General features: G+C 73.7%; 4 protein-coding genes. 1 reads left to right on the forward strand and 3 read right to left on the reverse strand.

Features of this window, described 5'->3' with window-relative positions; genetic code table 11:
- Together U9983_RS27190 and U9983_RS27195 are read right to left on the reverse strand one after the other, a co-directional pair.
- Nucleotides 1-1,006, reverse strand: a 1,006-nt coding sequence (locus U9983_RS27190; protein WP_416211574.1) for a tetratricopeptide repeat protein, incomplete at its 3' end; no start/stop codon positions are given.
- A gap of 13 nt (nucleotides 1,007-1,019) precedes the next feature.
- Nucleotides 1,020-1,523: an RNA polymerase sigma factor gene (locus U9983_RS27195; protein ID WP_322756747.1), complete on the reverse strand. Its 504-nt coding sequence runs from the start codon at nucleotides 1,521-1,523 to the stop codon at nucleotides 1,020-1,022.
- Nucleotides 1,524-1,873: 350 nt separating this feature from the next.
- Here U9983_RS27195 and U9983_RS27200 point away from each other — a divergent pair, with 350 nt between their 5' ends.
- Nucleotides 1,874-2,248, forward strand: a complete 375-nt coding sequence (locus U9983_RS27200; RefSeq protein ID WP_322756748.1) for a hypothetical protein — start codon at nucleotides 1,874-1,876, stop codon at nucleotides 2,246-2,248.
- A gap of 277 nt (nucleotides 2,249-2,525) precedes the next feature.
- On the opposite strand, the gene U9983_RS27205 is transcribed toward U9983_RS27200, so the two are convergent.
- Nucleotides 2,526-3,497 carry a tyrosine-type recombinase/integrase gene (locus tag U9983_RS27205; RefSeq protein WP_322756749.1) on the reverse strand — a complete coding sequence of 324 codons (972 nt, stop codon included), beginning with the start codon at nucleotides 3,495-3,497 and terminating at the stop codon, nucleotides 2,526-2,528.
- Nucleotides 3,498-3,535 lie beyond the last annotated feature (38 nt).

Raw genomic sequence — 3,535 nt, forward strand, 5'->3', positions numbered from 1 at the left:
GCCGCCGGGCGGCATACCGGTCCCCGGCGTCGGCCCGGCGGCGCAGACCCGCCCGGTCACCCCGGGCGGCCAGCAGATCGGCCAGGCCCACCGCGGCCTCCCGGTCCCCGGCGTCCGCCGGCGCCCGCAGGACCGTCACGGCCCCGTCGGGATCACCCTGGCCGGCCAGTAGATCGGCCAGGCGGACCGCGGCCGCCCAGTCCCCGGCGTCCGTCTGGACCCGCAGGACCGTCACGGCCCCATCGAGGTCGCCGCGGCCGGCCAGTAGATCGGCCAGGCGGACCGCGGCATCCCAGTTCCCGCCCTCGGCCTGCGTCCGCAGGACCGTCATGGCCCCATCGAGGTCGCCGCGGCCGGCCAGTAGATCGGCCAGCCTCATCGCGGCATACCGGTCCCCGGCGTCGACGCGGACCCGCAGCCCGGTGACATCGCCGCGGCCGGCCAGCACATCGGCGGGGCGCCCCGGATCGGTACGCAGCCCGGTGACGTCCACCGCCCACGGGTAGAACGGCATGTCGAGCGGGAACCGCGACCCCGAGACCCCCCCGGGGGCACCCCGACCGCCGGGACCATCCGAGAGGCCGGGGGCGGACGCGGGGGCCGGGTCCGGCGCGGTGAACAGGGGGCTCAGGGCGAGCAGGGCCGCCTGCAGCGCCTGGCTGTAGGCGTCCTCGGCGTCCTCGGCGTCCCCGGCGTCCCCGGCGTCCCCGGCGGCCAGGGCGGCCAGGGCGGCCTGCAGACCGGTGAAGAAACCCCCACCCACCGGCGCCCCCCGTCCCCGGCCCCCCAGGCCCGGCCCGAGGTCCGCGTAGAGCGACGCCAGCCCGACCGCCGGGCCGGGACCAGGGGAAACCGACACCCCGTCGTGGATCAGGCCCAACCGCCGGGTGAGGTTGAGGCGGACCGTGAGGTCGGACAGCGCGTCGCCGTCGAGGGCCCGCAAGGTGGCGTCGAGAACGGCGAACCCGTCCTCGCCCGGCGCACCGGCCAGCTCGACCCGGCTCATCGCCCCGACCCGGTCATGAGGCCGAACCCGACATCGTGATGCCTTCCGAGGCGAGGATCGCTTCGAGTCGCCGGCGGCCGTGCCGTAGGGACGAACGGACCGTCGCCTCCGACCTGACCGCCCCGGCCCCGGCGATGATGGTGCGGATCTCCTTCGTGCTGAACCCGTCGTAGTGCAGCGCCACGACGGCCCGCTGGGCCGGCGGCAGGCAGCGCATCAGCTCCACGACCCTCCATTTCTCCTCCTCAACGTCGAGCGGGTTGTCACCGACGGGCGGTCCGGGATGCTCACCCAGGCCCAGGTGCGGCGGCGGCCGTCTCCACCAGATCCGCAGGGCGACGGTCCGCACCCACGGACGGGGACTGTCGACCCCGGCCCAGGCCCGGTACAGCGCGACCATCGCCTCCTGGGCGGCGTCCTGCGCGTCGTGATATCCAGCCCCGCTTTTCAGCAGAACCAGCACCAGGCGTGGGAAATCCTCCCCGAAGAACGCATCGAAGTCCCCCCGATCTGTCACCGAACGATCATCTTTGTTTGTTCCTCTCACCGAGGACCGGACACGGCAGGCGACGGCCTCGGCGGTGTCCGGAGCACCCACCCCGATCCGGACACCGTCGCGCAGCAGTCCCCCGGCGGCGACAACGACCACCGGGGCCGCACGCGACGCCGGTGACTGGGCGTCGACCACAACCCGGGGCGCCGTCGCCTTTCCGGCCGGTCCCGCTGTCCCCCGTCACCCGATCAGTGGGTGTGGACGACGGTGAACGTGCAAACGTCCACGGAAATATGCCGGGACTGCACGATCCGGCGGGCGTCACCCCACTCCCTACGACAGCCGACGACGACGAAGGGACGACGGTGACAACCATGACAGTGACAACCATGACAGTGACGACCATGACAGTGACGACCATGACGAGGACGCCGGCGCACCGGCTGGTCCCGGACCCCGACGGTCCGGGATCAGGCGACGGGGAACCGGACCGCCCGGAACCGGGCGGCAGCGCCGGGGACACGGTCCGGGACAGCCGGCGGCCGGGGCTTGCCGGGCACGGCCACCGGCTGTCCCGATGCCGGCGCGGGCGCCGGGGCGCCGTCGGGCTTCTCGCGGTCGGCCTCGCCGCCGGCCCGCTGGTCGCTCTGGGCTGGGTCCACCCCGATGACGTCGCCGCTCAGATCCTCAGCCAGCTCCTCGTCGTCGCCGGCGCCGCGGCGGTGACCCGATCACGACCGCCACGGTGACCGGCCGGCGTGCCGCACAGCCGACGACGCCCAGGCCGGGCCCAGGACAGTCACCCGGCCCACCCAGCCCGGGCAGCCCGGGCAGCCGCAGCACCCGGCCCGCCACGTCGCCGGCCCACCATCGCGCCCCACGGCACGCTCAGGGCGAGGGGCTACGACTGGGCGCCGTCGGGGTCGGCGGGGGCGGTGGCGGTCGGGTTCGTGGGGTCCAGCCAAGGTGAGGCCGAAAGCGGCGATGGGACGATCTTGAACAGAGTTGCGCCTGTTCAAGGCCGGGTTACTCGTCGAGGATGAGGTGGTCGAGCGCTCGGATCTTGTCGTCTTCGGTGGGCTGGGTGTAGATCCGGACTGTCTCCAGACGGGAGTGTCCGAGGAGCTCGGCGACGGTCACCAGGTCGGTGCCGCCGCGTACGAGGCTGGTGGCGAAGGTGTGCCGTAGGACGTGGGCGGTGGTCTTCTCGTCCAGGCCGGCGGCCTCGGCGAGGGTGGTGATGATGGTGTGTGCGCTGGTGGTGGACAGCCGGCCGCCCTGCTGGTTGAGGAACAGGGCGGGGTTGTCGTCGGCGCCGGGCCAGTCGGGTCGTTCCTCGAGCCAGCCGCTCAGTGCCTTGCGTAGTGGCGGATGGATGGGGACTCGGCGGATCTGGTCGCCCTTGCCGTGGATGCGCAGGCTGCCCTTGCGGGAGGACAGGGCGACGTCGTCGACGTCCAGGCCGACGGTCTCGGCGATCCGCGCGCCGGCGTAGAACGGCACCAGGGCGAGCGCGGCGTCGCGGGGCGAGGGCCAGCGCTCGATCTCACGCAGGAACCGGACCGCGGCCCGGTGCGACAGCGCACGGGGCGCGGTCTTGGGCAGGCTGGCCCGGGCGGCGGCCGCGGGGCCGAGCCCGTGACGGGTGTAGAAGTCGTCGACGGCGGCCAGCGCGTTGTTCACCGTGCGCGGCTCCCGCTTGAGCACGTTCTGCAGGTGAGAGCGGTAGTCGCGGACCGCCCAGTCGCGGGCGGCCCGGTCAGCCAGCGGGTCGCCGTCGAGGTCGCTGTCGGCGAGCCAGGCCAGGTACTGGCGGACCTTCGAGGCGTAGGTGCGCCGGGTCTGGTCGGACACCGGCGCCCGGGCCAGCGCCGCGGTGTAGGCGGCAAGCACGGTGGCGTAGGGCTCGGGGACCGCGACCGCACGCCGACCTGGCCGGCCGGGCGAGGCGGTCTCCCTGTTCTCTAAACTGGATTCCGGTGGCTGCGCTCCGCCCATGTGCGTGTTCTCTAAAGCCACGCCGGGAGTTTACTTTA

Source organism: Protofrankia sp. Cas3, assembly GCF_963555955.1.
Taxonomy (GTDB): Bacteria; Actinomycetota; Actinomycetes; order Frankiales; family Frankiaceae; genus Protofrankia.

Coding starts and splice junctions, on each gene's coding strand:
- U9983_RS27200 (WP_322756748.1), top strand. CDS start 1,874: ATGACAGTGACAACCATGACAGTGACGACCATGACAGTGACGACCATG.
- U9983_RS27205 (WP_322756749.1), bottom strand. CDS start 3,497: ATGGGCGGAGCGCAGCCACCGGAATCCAGTTTAGAGAACAGGGAGACC.